This is a genomic window from Celeribacter indicus (genome assembly GCF_000819565.1).
Classification (GTDB): Bacteria; Pseudomonadota; Alphaproteobacteria; order Rhodobacterales; family Rhodobacteraceae; genus Celeribacter; species Celeribacter indicus.
The window spans coordinates 152147-171849 of the sequence record NZ_CP004393.1 but is presented as its reverse complement, the minus strand read 5'-3'; the positions used below and the strand labels follow the sequence as shown (position 1 = coordinate 171849).

The following is a 19703-nucleotide window of genomic DNA, read 5'->3' as shown; positions in this document are numbered from 1 at the left end:
GCATGGAGTGGTACCTCGCACTTCTCCTGATGATCGGACTGGTCGTCGGGCTGATGCTTTTCGGCACCTATGTCGCCATGGCCTTTCTCGCCGCCAATATCGTGGGGGCGCTGGTCTTCCTCGGCGGCGGGCACGGGCTCGACCAGCTGGTGCGCAACATCACCAGCGGCCTGGCGCAGTTCAACCTCGCCCCGATCATGATGTTCATCCTGATGGGCGAGATCCTGTTCGAGACGAAGGTGGCATTTCGCGCCATCGACGCGGTCGAGCGATTGTTCGCCCGTGTTCCGGGGCGCCTGTCCCATGCCGCCGTCATGGCCGGCACGGTCTTTGGCACCCTCTCCGGCTCGAGCCTCGCGAACACCTCGCTGCTCGGCGCGACGCTGATCCCGGAGATGCTCAAGCGCGGCTATCACAAGAGCATGGCGATGGGGCCGATCCTCGGGTCGGGCGGGATCGCCATGCTCATCCCGCCCTCGAACCTCGCGGTGTTGCTGGGCTCGCTTTCCGGGGCCTCGATCTCCGGCATCCTGATCGCCGCCGCGATCCCCGGTGTGTTCATCGCCCTGAGCAACGTGATCTATATCGTGGCGCGCTGCCGGATGAACCCGAGCCTCGCGCCGAATTACGAGATCCCCGTCATGTCCTTCGGGGACCGGATCAAACCCTTCCTCATCTATGTGATGCCGCTCTTCGCCCTGTTCATGATCGTGGTCGGCAGCATTTTTGCCGGCATCGCGACGCCGACGGAATCGGCCGCGCTCGGAGCCGTCGGCGCGCTGATCGCCGCCGCCCTCTATCGCAGCCTGACCTGGGAAAACTTCATGCGGTCGCTGCGCGAGACCGGCAAGATTTCGGTGATGATCTTCTTCATCATCGGCTCCTCGCTGACCTTCTCGCAGATTCTCGCGTTTTCGGGGGCGACGCAGGGGCTGTTGTCGGTGCTCGGACAGTTCGATCCGACGCCTTTGACGATGGTCTGCGCGATGATGCTGGTGGTGCTGGTCATGGGATGTTTCATGGACCCGCTCAGCATCATCCTGATCACCCTGCCCTTCTTCATCCCGATCGTCGACCTGATCGGTTTCGACAAGATCTGGTTCGCGGTGATCATGCTTCTCGCGCTCGAGATCGGGCAGATCACCCCGCCCTTCGGCCTGTTGCTGTTCTGCATGAAGAGCGTGGCGCCAAGCGGGACGACGATGCACGATATCTACAAGGCGGTGACGCCGTTCATCCTGCTTCAGATCCTGACGCTGGTCGCGCTGATCCTCATGCCCTCGCCGGCGGGTTGGATCGCGACGGTTCTGCGCTGAGCGGGACCGGGGCGGGCGCGGATCAGGAGGCGCCCGCCACCACCCCACGACGCGGAAATGTCGTGAGCGTGTCGTTCCACGGCCTTGTACCCTCGGAACCGCGTTTTTCGACCGATACGGAATGCACATCGAACCTTGGAAAGGACCCTCATGCCCCAGATCGAACTCACGGCGAGCGACGGCCACGTTTTCGGCGCCTATCTCGCCATGCCGGACACCGCCCCGCGTGGCGGCGTTATCGTCATCCAGGAGATTTTCGGCGTCAACATCCACATCCGCAACATCTGCAACCGGCTTGCCGCCGAAGGCTATGTCGCGATCGCGCCCGCGATCTTCGACCGGATGGAGCCGGGCTTCGAATCCGGCTATTCGCCCGAGGAAATCACCCGTGCCCGCGCCTTCGTGCCGCGGCTGGACTTCGACGCCTGCATGCTGGACGTGGACACCGCGCGAGCCGAGCTGTCGCAATACGGAAAGGTCGGGATCACCGGCTTCTGCCTCGGGGGGACCATCGCCTTTCTCGCTGCGACACGCCTTTCCGGGATCGCGGCGGCCTCCGGTTACTATGGCCGGCTCATTCAGGATTTCGCGGATGAAGTGCCCCGTTGCCCGGTGCAGCTTCACTACGGCGCGCTCGACGAAGGCATCCCGCCGGAGAATTACGAGGACGTGCGCGCCCGCCGTCCGGAGGTGGATCTGTTCGTCTATGAAGGTGCCGACCACGGGTTCAACTGCGACCGACGCCCGAGTTTCGAGCCGGTGGCGGCAAAGCTCGCCTGGGCGCGCACGATGGAGCTGTTTGCTGCCGAAATAGGCTGAACGTGACCGGCTCCGTCCGCGGCTGGCAGGCGGAGCCGACTGTGTCTAGTGCGGTTTCGCGACGAAGCGGTTGCGCAGGGTGCCGACGCGGCTCACCTCGACCTCCACCACGTCACCGGGACGCAGCAGCACCTTCGGATCCCGGCCGTATCCGACACCGCCGGGCGTGCCCGTGCTGATGATATCGCCCGGCCGCAGCGTGTACCAATGCGAGAAATACGAGATCACGCGCGCCACCGGAAAGATGAAATCGCTGGTATTGGCCTGCTGCATCACGGCACCGTTCACCCGTGTCGTGAGGGTCAGATCGCCGGGATCCGCGATCTCGTCGGCGGTCACCATCACGGGCCCCATCGGCGCGAAACCGGGATATTGCTTGTCCATGTGCACATGATCCCACGCGACCCGCGCGTCCGGGGTGGTCTTGGCAGCGCCGATCATCGGGACGGCGTCGCGGGCGGAAAGGTCGTTGGTCACGGTATAGCCGGCGACATAGCGCATCGCCTCCGCCTCGGTGACGTTGTGACAGGTCCGGCCGATCACCACGCAGAGCTCGCCTTCGAAGTCGACGAGATCCGCAGCCTGCGGCGGCAGGGCGATCTCCGCTTCGGGCCCGGTGATTACGGTGGGCGATTTCAGGAAGCCGTGCGGCTCCTTCGGCAGGTTGCCCTTCATCTCCGCCACATGCGACCGATAGGCCTGCCCGACGGAGACGATGAGGTTCGGATCGGGCAGCGGCGCCAGAAGCCGGGTGTCGGCGGGCAGCAGGCCGCCCTGCGCCCGCAGCGCATGGCGTTCTGTCTCGTCCAGCCCCTCGACACGCTCCACGATGCGGCGCACGAGGTCGAGCCCCTCCTGCCCCGCCGCCAGAATGTCGCGCAGGCGCGGTGGCAGCCAGGTCTCCGCCGTGCCCGGCGCGGCGGCGCGCGCCAGATGAAGGATTTCGCCGCTTTCCAGAACGGCGCCGGGTTGACCGCCGGGGACGCAGTCCAGGGTGACGAGTTTCATTCTGCGGGCCTCCGGAAGCTCAGGCCGATTTTCCAGCTTTTGATGCGCCAGCCCGCATCCGTGCGGACAAAGCCGCCGTGAAACAGCACGAGGGAATCCGGCGTGCCGAGCGGCGCTTCCTCACCTTCCGCAAGCTTTCCGCGATGGCCGAAGACGAGCGCATAGGCCTGGCCCGTGGCAGTGGTCTCGTCCACCACGTCGATCAGGATATTGCTGACGAGATGGCGGGTGATGCGGTTCCGGTCGCGCCGGTCGAGCACGGAACGCAGGCCCTCATGCCCCTCGAAGGTCTCAGTCCCGCGTGTGAAGGTACAATCCGGCACGAACAGCGCCATCGCGCGATCGTATTCGAACGTATCGCTGCAAAGCGAAAATGTGGTCATCAGCCGTGTGCAGTCCGCCTCGATGGCAAGGCGTTCGATGGTCTCCATATTGCATCCTTTCCATTGCAATGTGCCTGCCCTGCGCAGGGACCAGCCCTTTGGTCGCGGACATGACTTCAGGAGCGCCCCCCGATATGGGGGGCGCTTTGGGTGTCTGACATCCCGGTGTGGGGGATGCGGCGCGACGTCAGGCCGGCATGCGCGCCGCGCGGTGACGGGCCGCCGCCATCCGGACCGCCTCGACGATCTGCGGATAGGTGCCGCAGCGGCAGAGATTTCCCGTCAGGTAATGCCGGATGTCATCCTCGCTCGGCTCGGGATTGTCCGCGATGAGCTGTCGAGTCATCAGGATGAATCCGGGCGTGCAGAACCCGCACTGGAAGGCGCCGGCCTCGATGAAGGCCTCCTGCACGGGGTCCAGTTGCTCCTCGCCGTTCTCGATGGTTTCGATCGTGCCGCCGTCGGCCAGTGCCGCCAGAGACAGGCATCCGGAAACCGGCTTTCCGTTCATCACCACGGTGCAGCAGCCGCACAGCCCCTGGCCGCAACTCTGCCGCGCGCCGTACAGGTCGAAGCCGCGCTGAAGCAGATCGACAAGGGTCCAGTGGATCTCGATCTCGGCCGAAACCGGTTTGCCGTTCAGGGTAAAGCTGATTGTTCTGGTGTCAGAGTGCGACATCCTGATCCTCCTCGAGCGGGTCGTTGGCAGCCTTGCGCAGGGCGCGATAGACGGTTTCGCCGGTGATCGGCATCTCGTGAACGCGCACGCCCACCGCGTCGAACACTGCATTCGCCACGGCCGAGGATACGCAGAACGTCCCCGTCTCCCCTGCACCCTTGGCTCCGAAGGGACCACCGGCCTCCTCGCCCTCGAGCAGGGCGTTCTCGATCGCCGGAATGTCGAGCATGCTCGGGATCTTGTAATCTGCGAAGGAGGCGTTGGTGACCTGGCCGTAGTCGAAATGCACTTTTTCCTGCATCGTCTGCCCGAGTTGCATGATTGACGCGCCGGAGATCTGGTGATCCACGATCTGTGGGTTGATCGGCGTGCCGGCATCCGCGACGTTCACCAGCCGGAGAATGGTCACGCGTCCGGTTTCTGTGTCGACCTCGACCTCCGCGCCAGTGGCCCCGACCATCCAGTAGGGCGTGATGTCGCTCGACTGGCCGGTCATCGGGTCGGGCGGGACATGGCCCGGCGGCGTAAAGCTTCCGGTCCCGATCACATTTCCGACCGGCAGCCCGTTCTTGCGCGCGAACAATTCCCAGATCGGCACGTTCGAGCCGCTTTCTGCCGCCATCTCCTCCAGTTTCGCCCTTGCGTCCAGTGCGGCAAGGCGTATCGCATGCCCCATGTGGTAGAGCGTCCGGGATCCCAGTGTGCCGGTATCGTAGGGCGTCACGTCAGTGTCGGGATGCACGATGTTCACTCGCTGCACGGGTATGTCCAGCACCTCGGCGACGATCTGGGCATGTGCGGTGTCCGCGCCCTGGCCCATGTCGACGCTGCTGCAATAGAGCGTGGCGCTGCCGTCCGAGCTTACCCGGACCATGGCTTCGGAGGTCGAGGGGGCGATCGAAGCCTTGATCCCGATTGCGAAGCCGCGACCGCGTCTGATCGTGCCGTTGCCCTTGTCGAAGGGCTTGCCCCAGTTCAGCCGCTCGGTCACCCGATCGAGCGCCTTTTCCACCGCGGACGTGTTGAGCGCCGTGCCGGTGGCATGGACGCTGCCTTCGCGCAGGATATTGCGCCGGCGGAAGTCGAGCGGGTCAATGCACAGCTCATGCGCCATCATGTCGGTGTGGTTCTCATAGGCCCAGATCAGCTGCGGATGGCCAAAGCCCCGCATGGCGCCTGCGACGGGCCGGTTGGTGTAGACTGACAGGGAGTTGATCGCCACATCGGGAATGTCATATGGCCCCGCCGCGGTCATGCCGGCGTGGAAGGCCACCGCCGGGCCGATATCGGCATAGGCACCGCCGTTCCAGTAGACCTCGCATTTGCGCGCGGTGATACGCCCGTCCTTGTCCACGCCGCTCTTGATGCGCAGCGTCGCGCCATGTTTTGTGATGGTGTAGAACTGCTCTTCCATGCTGAGCGAGACCTTGACTGGCCGCTTCGCCAGCAGGGCCGCTGCCGCCACCAGCGCTTCGAGCCGGATCCAGAGCTTTGCGCCGAACCCGCCACCGAGATAGGGCACGCGCACACGCACCTTGCTTTGCGGCCAGTTCAGCAGGCGTGCGATCTCGTAGGCAACGAACGAGGGACTCTGGTTCGCGGTGTGCAGCGTCAGGCCCGGACCGGTCGGCTCCGCCACCGTGACCGGCGGCTCCAGCGGCACATGGGCCGAGGGATGCGTGCGGAATTCGTGTTCGAACACATGCTCGGCCGCCTCGAAGGCCGCATCCACGTCGCCGCCATGGCGCAGCTGATAGGGAAAGCCGACGTTGGTGTCGCGCACGCCCTTCAGGAACTGGATTTCGGGGACGCCGGGCTTCAACTCCTCATGCACATAGCTCGTGGAACTCAGCGCATCCACCTCGTCGAACACCGGCTCCAGCTCATCGTACCGCACGTCGATCAGGGCCACCGCCTCGGCGGCGACATTGGGATCGGCGGCCAGGACCAGCGCGACGGGCTCGCCGACATAGCGCACCTTGTCGAGCGCCAGCACCGGCTGGTCATGGAACATCACGCCGAAATAGGGCTCCGGCATGACCTTGCGAATGTCTTCGCCGGTCAGGACGAGTTCGACACCGGGATGGGCCTCGGCCTCGCTCGTGTCGACGCTGACGATCCGGGCATGGGCCACGGTGCTGCGACAGATCTTGCCATGCAGCATGTTCGGCAGGCGGAGGTTGTGGATGTATTCGATACGTCCGGTCACCTTTTCCCTGGCCTCGCGCCGCGGATGCGAGGCTCCGACAGCGCGACTCTGGGTAGTCTGGTCATTCATTGGAATACCTCAGGCGTTCTGGTTCACGACCGCGCGCAGCGCGCGCTCGACATGGACGCGGACGAGCTGTGTCTTATAGGCGGCAGAGCCGAGTTCGTCCGGGATAGTCTCGACCGAGGCGGCGGCCGCCTCGCCCGCGTCGCGGATCACCCTTTCCGTCATCTGCTGTCCGTTGACGACAGCCTCGACTTCGGACACGCGGAGGGGACGTTCGCCCACCGATCCGATGACGAGCCGCGCGTCGCGCATGCTGTCGCCGTCCAGATCGGCCGAAAGCGCCACGCCGAGCGCGGGCCAGTCCTTTACCGCGCGGGTGGTGCATTTCAGGTAGCTCGCGCGCCGGTCCTGTTGCGGCGGAATGATCACTTCGCGGATCAGCTCGTCGCCGCGCAGCACGGTTTCGTAATAGCCAAGATGGAGCTCCGCGACCGGGATCCGCCGCGAGCCCTCGGGGCTTTCCGTCACGACCTCCGCATCGAGCGCCACGAGCACCGGCGGCAGATCCATATGCGGATCGCCATGGGCAAGCGCGCCGCCGACGGTCGCGACATTGCGCACCCGCACGTTCGAGAGCAGGTACATGGTCTGGCGGATCACCGGCGCGAAGGCCGCAAGCGCGTCATTGTGTTCCATCTGCGAAAGCGTGCACATCGCGCCGATGCGAAAGCTGCCGTCCGGCATCGGACCCATTTGGGACCAGGTCTCCTCGATCCGCCGCAAACTGATGAGACGGGTCGGATGGAAGACGTCCGTCTTCATCATCAGCATCAGCGCCGTTCCACCGGACATCACCCGAATCGTCGGATCCTCGGGATCGAGAAGCGCAACCGCCGCTTTCAGCGAGTCCGGCATCTCAAGCTCGAAGGCGTTCATTGCGCGCCTCCCCCGGTGCTTTCGAGCGCAAAGGCCTCCCGTAACCGCTTGGTGAACTCGCGCTCCATCTCGCGCGCCTTCGATTTCAGGACCGGCTGTCCGATGCTGCCGAGCCGCCCGGTCAGATGCGAGTCGATCACATAGTCGATGATGGTTTCGTCCCCGTCCGCGATCAGTTCGGTGGTCGCTGTGGAGGTCAGCCTGCCCACGATGCCGGCGGGCGTGCCGGTCACCTGCGCCTCGATCAAGACCGGCTCCTCGATGCGGGTCACAGTCACCTCCACATCAAAGGAGAACCGGATATAGGCGACCTTGGTCTTCAGAACGGCGGTATAATTGCGATCGTCGATCTCCTTGAGATCGCTTACGCCCTGGACGCAGCTTGCGAAGAATTCGGCATCGCGCATCGCCGCGAATACACGCTCGCGCGGGGCATTCGCCCGGATTTGGCCCGTCAGTTTCATGTGCTGGTACCCCCATGTGCAAAGGCACAGGCGGCGGACCGCATTTCGTCAGAAAACGGCATTCTTTCCTCCCTTTATTTTTGGACTGTCGTCTTGCTCCTGCTCCTCCCACAGGTCCCCCGCTCCCGACGGGGGAAGACGCAGCATGAGTTAAGCTAACCCTGAAATTCATCTTGGGCAAAATGATGAATCTTCACTCACGGGATGATAAATCGGAATGATCGCCGATGCGCCGATCCGTGGCGGCGAAACCAGGAAAGTCTCCCTGCCCCGCATTTCTCAGGCTTTCGGTGGTTTTCGCGGGATCTGGGGCGGGATACGGCCCGTCCGGCGCCTGACCTTCTGCCGCAAGGACGATTCAGGTGAGACGGTCATGAGTTTTGGGAACTTCACCCGACAAAAATGCAATCCCGTCCCGGCGTTGCGGGACGGGGTCGACTGCACGAATTCGTTCTGGAAGGCGGCACTGTCACGGATCTCCCGTCGATCCCGTCGCTCAGGCGGTCTCCGCGAAGAAATCGTGCATCATGCGATAGGACCGGCGGCAGAGCGCCTCGTCATATTGCGCTCCCTCGAAATTCGCCGAAGGGACACAGAAGGAATGCACGGCATTGCTGAAAAGCACCGTCTGCCATTCCACCCCCGCGCCGGTCAGCTCGTCTTCCATCTTCGTCAGCATGGGTTTGGTGGTCACCGGATCCTTGGCGCCGTGGATGGCCAGAACCCGACCGCTCACCTTGCAGGGCGTGTCCGGGACGACAGGCGACGGATTGGTGATGTGCAGCACCGTGAGCGCGTCGAACTCCGCTCCGGCGCGTGCCTGTTCCATCAGGAACCCGCCCCCGGCGCAGTAGCCCACCGCGAATTTCCTTGCATCGTCCTGCACCAGTCCGCGCTTGCGCGCCTCGGTCAGCATCCGCTCATAGGCGGTATTGCCGCAGTCCAGCGTGAAGCCGAGATCCTTGTGCACCGCCAGCATGCCTGCCAGAAGCTCGTTGAATCCCTTGGTCTCCGGCTGATAATCGGTGCCGAACATGTCCGCCAGCAGCACGACATAGCGTCCGGCGGCAAGCTCCCGCGCCTGGGCGATCGTCTCGGGCCAGACGCCGTACCAGTCCGGCTGCATGAACAGGACCGGACGTCCGGCCTCCGCTGCGTCCTCGTCGCAGACGATCCGGCCCGCAAAGCTGCGACCGCCGATCTCATACGGCACGGTTATTTCGATCATGGTCTTCCTCCCTGTCCCTCCGACAAGCGCACCGGTTCTGGCGGGGCGCGATGCAGGAGAGCCCACTATAGCGACACGGACGCCGGCGCGCCATCGGGGCGCGCCGGCGCAACTGCTCGGCTCGGCCTTATTCTTCGTAGCGGTCGCCGAAGTCGAAGGCATCCTCGTGCACCGAGCCACCGTCGTAATATTCGATCTCCCAGAAGTTTCCGTCCAGGTCCTCGAGGTAGAAGGAATAAATCCCGTGCCGCATGACCGGTTCCGTGATGCTGCGGATCTTGTATTTGTCCTTCATTTCGATGGCCGCCTTATAGGCGTCGTCAACCTCCTCCTTGGTGGCGACGTCGAGACCCCAGTGGTTGAGCATAGTCAGCTTGTTCATCGGCGTGTCGGTCTGAAGGCAGACGATGCTGAACTTCATGCCGCAGCGCACATGCATCCCGTCGGGATTGTGGCGCACACATTCCATGCCAAGGAATTCCTCGAGAAATTTGCGCGTTTCCGTGAGATTGCGGCTTTCCATCGTGCCGTGCGTCATCAGCAGCGGCTTGACCACGGCGTTTTGGTTGTCGGGTTTGAAAATCGGATCGGCGATCTCGATCATGGCGTTTCTCCTCTCTTTGTTGTTATCGTGTGCCGGTGCCGGGTTCAGCTGGCAACGGCCTTGGCCAGATCCGCCTCGGTGGTGAAGGGATCGGCAAAGAATTCGGCCTCGTCCATGCCTCTCAGGCCGGTGAAATCGGCACGGGCAGCGTCGACCATGTGGGGATTGCCGCAGGCATAGACCTGATAGCCGGACATGTCGGGGATGTCCTCGAGCACGGCCTGGTGCACGAACCCCGTGCGCCCGGTCCAGTCGTGCTCCGGCTCCGGATCGGACACCACGGGCACGAATTCGAACTGCGGATGGTCTTTCGCCCAGCTTTCGGCGAGCTCCCGCATGTAGATGTCCTGCGGGTGACGTCCGCCCCAGTAGAGCGTCATCGGACGTTCGATGCCTTCGGACAGCGCGTATTCGATGATCGACTTGAGCGGAGCGAAACCGGTGCCGCTGGCAAGGAAGACAATTGGCTTGTCGTTGTCTTCGCGCAGGAACATCGTGCCCAGCGGGCCTTCGAAGCGCAGGATCTCACGGGCTTTCATGTTTGAAAACACATGGTCGGTAAAGGCTCCGCCCGGCGAGTGGCGCAGGTGCAACTCGAGGTCGATCACCCCGTGCACGCTGGGTTTGTTGGCGATCGAATAGGACCGGCGCCGGCCGTCCTTCAGCAGCACGTCGACATATTGCCCGGCGACGTGGCGGAATTCCTCGTTCTGCGGCAGTCGCAGGTTGACGATGGCGATGTCATCGGTGAGCCGCTCGATCCCGTGGACCCGGCAGGGGATCACCTTCGGCGCCTGCGCCTGCAAGGTCAGTTCCGTCGCCTCGATGGTGAGATCGCTCAGCGGCTTGGCCTGGCAGAGAAGCGCATAGCCCTCCGCCTTTTGCGATTCCGGCAGCATGGCCGCGATATATTCGCCGTAATCCACCTTGCCGCTGGTGATCTTGCATTTACAGGTCGCACAGGTGCCACGGCGGCACGAATAAGCCAGTTGATGACCGGATTCGAGCGCGGCGTTCAGAATGCTCTGGCCTTCCTCCACCTCGAATGTGGCGCCGCTCGGTTCAAGCTCGACACGGAAACTCATGCGTATTCCTCCCAGATCCGCTGAGCGCCACGGCCTTGTGTGGCGCAATTGCTTCTATCCCTGAGCAAGCTATACTGAGCGCGAGGGGGAGGTGACAAATGACGTTAACTCATCTTTTGTATGACTAATCAGAATGAAAACCGGCGCTCAAGGCGGCTGACGCCTGCGATTTCCGCGCTCGCGGCATTCGAAGCCGTCATGCGCAACGGAAGCTTCACCGCCGCCGCAGAGGAGCTTGCGCTGACGCAAAGCGCGGTGAGCCGACAGGTCGCCGGGCTCGAGGAATTGCTCGGCGTTCCGCTGCTCGAAAAGAACCGGCGGCGGCAGATCGTGGCCACCGCCTCCGGCGCCTATTACGCCGAGCAGATCCGCCAGATCCTGACCCATCTCACCGCCGCCACGACCGAGGCCATCACGCTTGGTGACAGGGGCGGGGTTCTGCGGCTGGGAATTCCGCCAACCTTCGGAAGTCTTTGGCTCATTCCCCGGATGCAGTCGTTTTTCAAGACTTATCCGAATGTTACCGTGGAATTCTCCACCCGCCTGCCCTCGCGACCTCATGCGAGCCCCGGAGAGTTGCATGCGGTGATTGATTTCGCACCGGCACCGGGCTCTGACGCAGTGTGGGAAGAGCTGATCCATCTGGAGCTTCGCGCCGTGGCCTCCGAACAGGTAGCCGAGGCCATCCAAAAGGGGGACAAGGGGGCCCTCTCCGGAATTCATCTGCTTCTGCACACGAGTGAGCGGGCCAACCGGTCGAACTTCTTCGATGACCTGAAGCTCGAGGTCCTGCGGTCGAGCCCGCTTCTGACCTTTGAAAACTACACCATGCTCCTCGAAGCGGCTGCGCGTGGCCTTGGCGTTGCGCTGGCGCCCAAGGAGTTGCTGGGCAATGACATCCTGTCGAAACGGCTGGTCCATGTGACCGACCTGTCGATCAAGTCCCGCAGCATCAGCTATCTCGTCTATCCGGAGGAGATGCAGTCCTACCCGCCGCTCGTCGCCTTCCGCACCTGGCTTCACGAGATCATGGCCGCCGACATACAGGCCGTCGCGGAAGCCGGATGAGGGCGTCCGACGGGCGTCGCGCCGCCTCGGCCAATCATGAGCAAACGGAATATCTTGGCAAGGTGGAAAAAGCCCTTTTCATGGGGTGAAACCGCCCGTATCCGGGCGGTGCCTTCCGCTCGTGTCTGTAACGCGCTGGGGCGGAATGCCGGGGCTCAGAGCCTGGCCAGCCAGGCCCGCGTCGTCTTGCAGACATGCGCGAGCACCGCCGCCGCCCCTTCCGCGCGCTGCATCCGCGTCATCGGCACTTCGAGCGAGAGCGGCAGGTCGCGCGGCAGGGCGTTCACGAAAGCGGCAAGGTCGATCTCCCCTTCGCCCGGCGGCAGGCGCTCCTCGCGTGCGTTGAACAACAGCGTCTCGGTCGAATAACTCTCCTGCACCGCCGCATCGCAGAGATGGGCAAAGGGCAGGCGCTCCGGCGGGATTGCAGCAAGCGTGTCGAGCGAGGATCCGGACCGGTCGAAATGCAGGCTGTCGACGAGCAGATGCACCTCCGGCCCCGCCGCCTCGACCACCCTGAGCGCGGTGGCGAGATCGGGTACATCGGTCCAGGGAAAGAATTCGTGGATGATGGCGACCCCGCGCGAGCATCCCGCATCCGCCAGGGCCGCGAGCGTGTCCGACAGCCGCGACAGGTCGGGATCGTAAGGCGCGGTGATCAGGTGATGCGCGCCCAGTTCGGCCCCCATGTCCAACAGCCAGTCGCAGTCCGCGACCCGCGTCTCGGGCGTCACCTTCAAAAACTCGATATCGCCCACGCCGATGCCCGTCGCGGCCATGGCCGCCTTTGTCGCGCGCAGCATGGCGGGATCGTCGCGGAGCGGATAGCCGGGTGTCGTCTCGGTCACGCGCAGGAGGCGCAGCCCCACCCCATCGAAGCCCGCGCGGGCGGCGGCTTCGATGAAGGCGGGCGGCGGCAGGTCGATGGCGGTGAGATGGGCGACAGACAGTGTGCGCGGCATGATCAATGCTCCCCTGTGGCGGCGTGACGCCCGGCGATGAAGCCGAAAGTCATCGCGGGGCCGAGGTTGATGCCCCCCGCCGGATAGAACCCGCCGAAGACATTGGCGTTATCCGTGCCCGCCGCGTAAAGCCCGGGCACCACCGCGCCTGCGGCGTCCAGCACCCGCGCAAAGCCATCGGTCCTGAGCCCCGCAAAGGTGCCGAAACTGCCCGGAACGACCTCGACGGCGTAAAACGGAGCCGTTTCGATCGGGGCGACGTTGGGATTGGGTGTCTGTTCGGGATCGCCCTGCAACCGCATGTAGGGCGTGCTGCCCCGTCCGAAGGCCGGATCTTTGCCAAGGTGTGCGTGGCGGTTCCATTCTGCGAGCGTCGCTTCGAGTCCCTCGGGTTCGATCCCGCAGGCCAGGGCGAGCTCCGTCGCGGTTTTCCCGGTCTTCAGGTATCCCGATCTGATCCATCCGCCAAAGGGCACGGGCGTCGGACGCACGATGCCCAGGCCGTAACGCCGCAGGAAGCGATGATCGCAGACGAGCCAGGAGCGTGCGGGCGTGTCCTCCGGCACCGCGTCGAGCAATGCGGTCACGTAATCGTGGTAGCCAAGCCCCTCGTTGCAGAACCGCCGCCCGTCCGCCAGAACACCGATGAGTCCCGGTTTCCCGCGGTCGATGATATGCGGAAAGGTGCCCGTCGTGCCGTCGCGCCAGGGCACGCGCGACACCGGGCAATAGGCGGTCGCGCTCGCAAGCTCCGTGTCCATCACGCCGCCCGCCGCCTCGCCCAGTCGCAGCCCGTCACCCGTCGCGGAGGGAACGGCCAGCGTCAGGTTTTCCGCATCGCGCAGGAAAAGCTGCGCCCGCCGGACCGGATCGTGGCCGAAGCCGCCGCAGGCGAGGACCACCCCACGTTTCGCGTGGATCTCCTGCCTGTCCGACAGGCGCAGCCCGGTGACGCGCCCGCCCTCGGACATCAGCCCGGTGACCGATTGCGACACGCGCAGCTCGACACCCGCATCTTTCGCCGATTTCAGCAGCCGTCCGATCAGCGCCGCCCCGTTGCGCAATTCCATCCCGCGCCCATGCAGCGCGAGATCGCGAAAATGGCGCAGAACACGGCGCGTCACATGAGCGAGGGATCGGGGTGACCGGGTCATGGTCATGAAAGCCCTGAGATCGGGGCCGGCCTGAATCGTCATTCCCTTGAACGTCGTCTCCGGCATCGGCTTGCGCAGGATCGCAACCGTTTCCCCGAGTTCACGCGCATCGAAGCGCGCGGCGATCACAGAGCGACCGCCGGTGCCTGCCCCCGGCTGATGCCCGTATGTATCGGGGATGGCCAGGCCACCCTCGAACTGTACCGCGGTTTCGGTTTCGTAAAAGGCCACCATCTCCGGTGCGGCTTCGAGAAAGGCGTTGACCTTTTCTGCCTTGAAATAGGGGCCCGTGACCGCCTTCAGATAGGTGCGCGGCGCGTCGATCTCCTCGATAATGCCTGCGCGGACCGCGACGGGGTTGCGTGGGGCAAAGATCCAGCCGCCGGACCAGGCGCTGGTGCCGCCCATGACCGGCTCCTTTTCGAGCACCAGGACGCGCAGTCCCTTCACCGCCGCCGTGACCGCCGCACTCAGACCGCCCGCACCCGATCCGATGACGACGAGGTCGAAACTTTCGCGGGATCCGGCCTTTCCAGATGACATGCTGTCCTCCTCAAAACTGGGCAGCAATTTCCCGCCTTGACGGATTAACGTCAAATGTCATTTCATCACCCCTATTAACTTTAGGTTACTTCTGGAGAGAGCGGCCCGTCCCATGCGCGACATCACCCTGCGTCAGATCGAGGTCATTCGCGCCGTCATGATGCGCGGGACCATCAACGGTGCGGCGGAATACCTGGGCGTCTCCGCTCCCGGCATCAGCCGGCTGATCAAGCATACCGAAGAGACCCTGAACCTGCGCCTGTTCGAGCGCCGGGCGGGGCTTTTCGTCCCTTCGGTCGAGGCACAGGCGGTATTCGATCAGATCCGCGCCGTTTACAAGGGCGTCGAAAACCTCCAGCTTGCGCTCGACAGTCTCCGGAAGGGCGAGGATGTCGAGCTTTCCTTCGCCTCTGCGCCCTCCGTCGCGCAGTTCATAGCCGCCCGCGCGATCCGCAACATCCGCACGAGATTTCCGGATCTTTATATCGACCTCAACATCCTCAAGATCGAGGAGACGGTCGACTACCTGCTTCTCGAACGCGGCGAATTCGTCATCATGAGTTCCAAGGTCGACAACCCCGGCATCGAGAACGAGGAGATTGCCGCGACCTCCCTCGTCTGTGTGCTACCCGAGGGACATCACCTTGCAGAGCGGCCGGAAATCTCCGTCTTCGATCTGGTGGACGAGCCGCTGGTAGGCGTGGACCCGGACGATCCCTATGGCGCGATACTCATCAAGCCCTTCGTTGATCACGGCATCGACGTGCGCCACAGCATGCGCGGCCGCTTTGCGCAGACCGTGGTGAGCCTCGTGCGCCACGGCCTCGGCGTGGCGCTGATCGACCGCTTTTCCGTTGCCGAGGTCTACATGCCAGGAATCATCCGCCGCCCGCTCAAGGAACCGAGCTGCATCCGCTCCTACGTGGTCAGGAAACAGGGCAGGGTGCTCTCAAGCTTTGCCGAACACGCGATCGCGCAGTTTCGCAAGGAATTGACCCTCGCGGCGCAGGAACCACTAAGTCACTAGTATAGGGGCTGAATTCCTGCCCTTCGTCCGGTTCACATCACTCTGGCAGCACGAAAAATAACTTAAAGTTAATAAATTCTAAAAATCTGTATTTGACGTTACTCCCTCAGGGGATAATCCTTGTCTGGAGCCGGACGCAGGGGAGCGTCCCGCATGTCATGAATGGGAGGACCTCCATGAAACGCTTTCTCATCGGCGCCGTTTCGGCGCTTACCCTCGTCGCCGCATCCGCTTCCGCCCAGGACTATCCGACCAAGGAAATCCAGGGCATCATCCAATGGGGCGCCGGCGGGTCGACCGATACCGTGATGCGTGCCGTGACGCCCCATGCCGAAGACGTGCTCGGCGGCACAATCGTGCTTCAGAACATGACCGGCGGCGTGGGCGCCATCGCGCTCAACAACGTCGCGGAAGAGGATGCCGATGGCTACAAGCTCCTGATGGGTGCAGAAAACCCGCTGCTCTACAAGGTGATGGGCCTCGGTGATCGGGATTATTCCGATTTCACGCCGATCAACATTCTCGCACGCGGCACGCCGATCCTCGTTGCCAACAACGATGCGCCCTTCGACGACTACGAGGGCATGATGCAGTATATCGAGGAAAACCCCGGTGAGCTGCGGATCGGTTCCACCGGACCGGGCGGCCTGCCCTCAGTCGTGACCGCGATGGTCGAGGCTGTCGAAGGCGATCTCGACGTGATCTCCGTGCCCTACGATGGCGACGGCCCGGCGCTGACCGCGCTTCAGGGCGGTGCGATCGACGTCATGCCCGCCGTGCTGGGCGCCTCGATCGAGGCGATCAAGGCCGGCAACATGAAGCCGCTCGCCGTGGTGGCGCCCGAAGCGAACGAGTTCCTCCCGGATGTGCCGCCGGTGACCGACTTCAACGACGGCTACAACACCTATCTTCCCTGGGGTCCGTTCTTCGGCATCTTCGTAAAGAACGGCACGCCCGAGGAGATCGTGACCAAGCTCCGCGATGCCTATACCGAGGCGGCCGAACAGGATAGTTTCAAGGAGCTGATGTCCTCGCGCGGGTACACGCTGATGAACATCTCCGGTGACGAGGCGCAGGACTTCCTGACCAACTGGCAGCAGGGTACCGCCTGGCTCCTTCAGGATGCCGGCATGGCCAAGAATTCGCCGGAAGAGTTCGGCATCGCCCGTCCCGGCGAGTAAGCCGTCCGGCGAAAGCCACGCAGAACCGGGGGCAGCGCCCCGCCAGAGGCGCCGCCCTTTTCCGGTAAGGGGCGGCGTTTTCAATTTTTTCAATTGAAGAGATCCAGGCTCCGGGAGGAGAGATGCAGGACAACGTTCACCACCATGACCCGGCACGCGACGGCTCGTCCGACGCCACGCCCGGCGGCATGCCCGACAAGCGCCGCCCCGGCGAGCTGACCTTCACCGTCCTCCTCGTGGTCTTCAGCGGTGCACTGCTGTGGAACGCTTACGGGATTTCCGGGTTCGAGGCACTTTCCGGCGCAGGCTCGGTGCCGATGGCGACCGCGGCCGTCATGCTCGTGAGCGCGCTCGTCGTGCTCTGGCAGACCGCGAAACGCGCCCGCACCGAGGATGAAACGGTGATGCAGGACATCACGCCGCCGCTCGTGATCATCTTCGCGCTCTTTCTCGTGGCCTATGGCATCCTGTTGCGGCCGCTCGGTTTCCTGCCGACGTCGGCCCTCTTCCTGATCGCCTCGATCAAGCTGTTGTCAAAGCGCGGCTGGGGTTTCACCCTCGCGGTCTCCCTCGGCAGCCTGATCCTGATCTACCTAGTCTTCCGCATCGTCTTCACGGTGCTCATGCCCGCGGGCATCGTGCCCGAGGCCGAGATGCTCCAGCTGTTCCGCAACCTGTTCTCGGGAGGCGCATGATGGACGCTTTTATGGCTTTCCTCACGGTCTTCACCCAGCCCGAGCTGCTTTTGCTCGTCGGGCTCGGCACCTTCGCGGGCGTCTATGTGGGCGCGATCCCCGGCCTGTCGGTGACCATGGCGGTGTCGATCCTGATCTCCTTCACCTTTTCCTGGGACGTGCTTCCCGCGATCTCGCTCATGATCGGGATCTACATGGGCGGGGTCTATGGCGGCTCGCGCACGGCGATCCTGCTGAACATTCCCGGCGCGCCATCGGCCATCGCCACGGCGATGGACGGCTATCCCATGGCACAGCGCGGCGAGGCGGGCGAGGCCATCGGCACGACCACCGTCATGTCCTTTTTCGGCGGGCTCGTCGGCATCGTCGTCCTCGCGCTCCTCGCGCCCGTCGTGTCCGATTTCGCGCTTACCTTCCAGCCGCGCGACTACATGCTGATCGCGATCCTCGGTATCCTGCTCGTCGGCTCGCTTTCCTCCGGTTCGCTGGTCAAGGGCATTTTCGCCGGCGCCTTCGGCATCGCCATCGGTGCGGTCGGGATGGATCCGCTCACCTTTACCGAGCGCTTCACCTTCGACATTCCCCTGATGCGCGGCGGGATCAACTTCATCGCCGTGATGATCGGCATGTTCGGCGTGTCCGAGGCGCTGATGCAGCTTCACCATGTCGATACTCCCGCCATCCGGCAGAAGATCTCGCGCATCGTTCCCTCCTTCGGCACGATCCGCAAGCACCTGCCGCTGTCGCTCCAGACCTCGACGCTCGGTGTGCTCATCGGCGCGCTTCCAGGCACGGGCGGGGACATCGCGGCGCTGATGGCCTATGACCATGCCAAACGGGTGACGAAGAAGCCCTCCCGCCCGTTCGGCGAGGGGGCGATCGAGGGTCTCGTCGCGCCCGAGACCGCCAACAACGCCGCCGTCGGCGGGGCGTTCATCCCGATGATGACGCTGGGCATTCCGGGCGATGCGGTGACCGCGATCATGATCGGCGCGCTGTTCATCCACGGGCTGAATCCCGGCCCGATGCTCATGGTCGAGCAGCCGGACATGTTCTGGTTCGTCGTCGGTGCGCTGGTGACGGCGAATTTCTTCATGCTCCTGTTCGGCCTGACAGGCATCAAGCTCTTCACCCGGATCGTCGAAATGCCGCGCCCGGTGCTGATCCCGCTCATCCTCCTGCTGTCGATCGTCGGCGCCTATGCGGTGAACACCTCCATCACCGATGTCTACTGGATGCTCGGGTTCGGGATCGTGGGATATTTCATGCGCCATTACGGCTATCCGCTTGGACCCGTCATCCTCGGCGTGATCCTGTCACGGCTTCTGGACGACAATTGGCGGCGTGCGATCATCTCGGAACGCGAGGATCTCGGCCGTTTCTTCCACGGCATCGTGACGAGCCCGCTCTCGCTCACGCTGCTCGTGGCGGTGATCCTGATCTTCGTGTCGCAAACCCCGCTCTGGACCCGGTTCCGCAAGAAGGAGACCACCGCAAAATGAGTGCTCCCGATATCCTCCTCGGCCTGATCGGCGACAATATCGCCGCGTCCCGCTCGCCGCGCCTGCATGAGCTCGCCGGCGAACAGAACGGCTTGCGCGTGCGCTACGACCGGCTCGTGCCGCAGGCGCTCGGGCAGAGTTGGGAGGAGATCTTCGACGGGCTGGCCGCGAAAGGCTATCGCGGCACCAACATCACCTATCCCTACAAGGAAAAGGTGGTCGGGCGCCTCACGATCGACGATCCGCTGGTGAAGGCCATCGGCGCCTGCAACACAGTGATCTTCGAGGGCGAAACAGCAAAGGGATACAACACGGATTATTCCGGTTTCGTCGCCGCCTACAGGCGGGAACGCGGTGAGGTGTCGACCGGGATCACCCTGATGATCGGAACGGGCGGCGTGGGTCGTGCGGTCGCCTTCGGCCTCATTGCCCTCGGCGCACCGGAGATCCGGCTCGTGGACATGGACCGTGCCAAGGCGGAGGCGCTGGCCGCCGATCTGCGCGCCGCCTCTCCCGAGACCGCCGTGGCCATCTTCGACAGTGCCGCCGAGGGAGCGGAGGGCGCCGCCGGTCTCATCAACTGCACCCCCGTCGGCATGGTCGGCAAGGAAGGCACTCCCCTGCCGGCCTCCGCCATGACCAGTGGCACCTGGGCCTTCGACGCGGTCTATACGCCTGCCGACACCACCTTCCTGACCGATGCCCAGGCATGCGGTCTCGACGTCATCTCCGGCTGGGAACTGTTCTTTTATCAGGGCGTTCACGCCTGGACCCTCTTCACCGGCCTGCCGCTCGACGAAGACCGTCTGCGCGCCGACCTTCTCGCCTAAGGAG

The 19703-nt window shown here is 63.9% G+C and carries 19 protein-coding genes; 8 read left to right on the top strand and 11 right to left on the bottom strand.

The annotated features are described in order from the left end of the window. The first annotated feature begins 2 nt into the window (after positions 1 to 2). Positions 3 to 1316, top strand: a complete 1314-nt coding sequence (locus P73_RS00870) for a TRAP transporter large permease (protein WP_043868056.1) — start codon at positions 3 to 5, stop codon at positions 1314 to 1316. Positions 1317 to 1466: 150 nt separating this feature from the next. Continuing rightward, complete coding sequence (locus P73_RS00865; RefSeq protein WP_043868055.1) at positions 1467 to 2135, top strand: dienelactone hydrolase family protein; 669 nt, start codon at positions 1467 to 1469, stop codon at positions 2133 to 2135. Positions 2136 to 2180: 45 nt separating this feature from the next. On the opposite strand, the gene P73_RS00860 is transcribed toward P73_RS00865, so the two are convergent. The 9 genes from P73_RS00860 to P73_RS00820 all read right to left on the bottom strand — a co-directional run bounded on the left by P73_RS00860 (position 2181) and on the right by P73_RS00820 (position 10737). Then, positions 2181 to 3143 carry a fumarylacetoacetate hydrolase family protein gene (locus tag P73_RS00860; protein WP_052452968.1) on the bottom strand — a complete coding sequence of 321 codons (963 nt, stop codon included), beginning with the start codon at positions 3141 to 3143 and terminating at the stop codon, positions 2181 to 2183. Further along, positions 3140 to 3574, bottom strand: coding sequence for a nuclear transport factor 2 family protein (locus tag P73_RS00855; protein WP_043868054.1), 435 nt, complete (start codon positions 3572 to 3574; stop codon positions 3140 to 3142). Before P73_RS00855 ends, P73_RS00860 begins: the two co-directional genes overlap by 4 nt. A gap of 139 nt (positions 3575 to 3713) precedes the next feature. Continuing rightward, on the bottom strand, positions 3714 to 4205 hold the full coding sequence (locus P73_RS00850; protein WP_043868053.1) for a (2Fe-2S)-binding protein: 492 nt from the start codon (positions 4203 to 4205) through the stop codon (positions 3714 to 3716). Next, entirely contained in the window at positions 4192 to 6483 is a 2292-nt protein-coding gene (locus tag P73_RS00845) for a xanthine dehydrogenase family protein molybdopterin-binding subunit (protein ID WP_043868052.1), read from the bottom strand. Before P73_RS00845 ends, P73_RS00850 begins: the two co-directional genes overlap by 14 nt. Before the next feature lie 9 nt (positions 6484 to 6492). Beyond that, the gene (locus tag P73_RS00840; RefSeq protein WP_043868051.1) at positions 6493 to 7356 is read right to left on the bottom strand and encodes an FAD binding domain-containing protein; all 864 of its coding nucleotides are present in this window, start codon (positions 7354 to 7356) and stop codon (positions 6493 to 6495) included. Further along, positions 7353 to 7820, bottom strand: a complete 468-nt coding sequence (locus tag P73_RS00835; RefSeq protein ID WP_043868050.1) for an SRPBCC family protein — start codon at positions 7818 to 7820, stop codon at positions 7353 to 7355. The genes P73_RS00840 and P73_RS00835 overlap by 4 nt, the downstream gene beginning before the upstream one ends. 496 nt (positions 7821 to 8316) lie before the next feature. Continuing rightward, positions 8317 to 9048 (bottom strand): dienelactone hydrolase family protein, encoded by a 732-nt coding sequence (locus P73_RS00830; protein WP_043868049.1) that lies wholly within the window; start codon positions 9046 to 9048, stop codon positions 8317 to 8319. Between the two features lie 127 nt (positions 9049 to 9175). Continuing rightward, the gene (locus P73_RS00825; protein ID WP_043868048.1) at positions 9176 to 9652 is read right to left on the bottom strand and encodes a VOC family protein; all 477 of its coding nucleotides are present in this window, start codon (positions 9650 to 9652) and stop codon (positions 9176 to 9178) included. A gap of 44 nt (positions 9653 to 9696) precedes the next feature. Next, complete coding sequence (locus tag P73_RS00820) at positions 9697 to 10737, bottom strand: CDP-6-deoxy-delta-3,4-glucoseen reductase (RefSeq protein WP_043868047.1); 1041 nt, start codon at positions 10735 to 10737, stop codon at positions 9697 to 9699. A gap of 198 nt (positions 10738 to 10935) precedes the next feature. Here P73_RS00820 and P73_RS00815 point away from each other — a divergent pair, with 198 nt between their 5' ends. Next, the gene (locus tag P73_RS00815; protein WP_158401905.1) at positions 10936 to 11805 is read left to right on the top strand and encodes a LysR substrate-binding domain-containing protein; all 870 of its coding nucleotides are present in this window, start codon (positions 10936 to 10938) and stop codon (positions 11803 to 11805) included. Positions 11806 to 11960: 155 nt separating this feature from the next. Here the strand turns inward: P73_RS00815 and P73_RS00810 are convergent, their stop codons facing one another. Both P73_RS00810 and P73_RS00805 read right to left on the bottom strand, forming a co-directional pair. Next, positions 11961 to 12767, bottom strand: a complete 807-nt coding sequence (locus P73_RS00810; protein ID WP_043868046.1) for a sugar phosphate isomerase/epimerase family protein — start codon at positions 12765 to 12767, stop codon at positions 11961 to 11963. A 2-nt stretch (positions 12768 to 12769) separates the two neighbouring features. Further along, positions 12770 to 14464 carry an FAD-dependent oxidoreductase gene (locus P73_RS00805; RefSeq protein WP_043868045.1) on the bottom strand — a complete coding sequence of 565 codons (1695 nt, stop codon included), beginning with the start codon at positions 14462 to 14464 and terminating at the stop codon, positions 12770 to 12772. A 112-nt stretch (positions 14465 to 14576) separates the two neighbouring features. On the opposite strand from P73_RS00805, the gene P73_RS00800 reads away from it, so the two are divergent. The 5 genes from P73_RS00800 to P73_RS00780 all read left to right on the top strand — a co-directional run bounded on the left by P73_RS00800 (position 14577) and on the right by P73_RS00780 (position 19699). Beyond that, a complete protein-coding gene (locus P73_RS00800) occupies positions 14577 to 15491 on the top strand; it encodes a LysR family transcriptional regulator (protein WP_043868044.1) in 915 nt (304 codons plus the stop codon). 176 nt (positions 15492 to 15667) lie between these two features. After that, positions 15668 to 16672, top strand: a complete 1005-nt coding sequence (locus tag P73_RS00795; RefSeq protein WP_043868043.1) for a Bug family tripartite tricarboxylate transporter substrate binding protein — start codon at positions 15668 to 15670, stop codon at positions 16670 to 16672. Positions 16673 to 16794: 122 nt separating this feature from the next. Continuing rightward, the gene (locus tag P73_RS00790) at positions 16795 to 17367 is read left to right on the top strand and encodes a tripartite tricarboxylate transporter TctB family protein (protein WP_043868042.1); all 573 of its coding nucleotides are present in this window, start codon (positions 16795 to 16797) and stop codon (positions 17365 to 17367) included. Continuing rightward, entirely contained in the window at positions 17367 to 18869 is a 1503-nt protein-coding gene (locus P73_RS00785; RefSeq protein ID WP_043868041.1) for a tripartite tricarboxylate transporter permease, read from the top strand. Before P73_RS00790 ends, P73_RS00785 begins: the two co-directional genes overlap by 1 nt. Then, positions 18866 to 19699 carry a shikimate dehydrogenase family protein gene (locus P73_RS00780; protein WP_043868040.1) on the top strand — a complete coding sequence of 278 codons (834 nt, stop codon included), beginning with the start codon at positions 18866 to 18868 and terminating at the stop codon, positions 19697 to 19699. The genes P73_RS00785 and P73_RS00780 overlap by 4 nt, the downstream gene beginning before the upstream one ends. The last annotated feature ends 4 nt before the right edge of the window (positions 19700 to 19703 follow it).